Source organism: Xenorhabdus entomophaga, assembly GCF_037996725.1.
Taxonomy (GTDB): domain Bacteria; phylum Pseudomonadota; class Gammaproteobacteria; order Enterobacterales; family Enterobacteriaceae; genus Xenorhabdus; species Xenorhabdus khoisanae.
The window spans coordinates 1-454 of record NZ_JBBMXH010000344.1 but is presented as its reverse complement, the minus strand read 5'-3'; the positions used below and the strand labels follow the sequence as shown (position 1 = coordinate 454).

The 454-nt window shown below is 55.5% G+C and carries 1 protein-coding gene; it reads left to right on the top strand.

Going from position 1 to position 454, the window contains the following annotated elements; genetic code table 11:
• Window positions 1–46 precede the first annotated feature (46 nt).
• The gene (gp17, locus tag AAC854_RS23115) at window positions 47–388 is read left to right on the top strand and encodes a tail completion protein gp17 (protein WP_340619130.1); all 342 of its coding nucleotides are present in this window, start codon (window positions 47–49) and stop codon (window positions 386–388) included.
• Window positions 389–454 lie beyond the last annotated feature (66 nt).

Below are 454 nucleotides of genomic sequence, written 5' to 3'. Positions count from 1 at the left end.
CTGCCATTGAGCGGGCGAATCAGGCGATTGACGAGGTATTGTCAAAATGACCGAGGCTGACATTTTCCCGCTGCTGAACCCCGTATTGCCGTATAAGGTTTTCCCTTATGTTGTCCCCCGGTCCCCAAAAAATCCGCCACCCGGGGCGCCGTGGTGTGTTTTTTCGTTCTACAGCCTCGATCAGGATGTGCTGAACGGGCAGGCGGGCCAGCTCAATAACCTGCAAATTGATGTTTATGCCGGGACCATTGATGAGGCCCGGGCGATACGGAATAAGACCCGGTCAGCGATTGCCGGACTGAACCCCACGGAACTCAGTGAAACCCAAGGGTACGAGCCGGACACGAGCCTGTACCGCGCCACACTGGAATGCCAGATCTGGCAGTAAACCCACAAACTCACCCCATTGACTCAGCCGCCTGCGGGCGGTTTTTTATTTCCGGAGAATTATCCA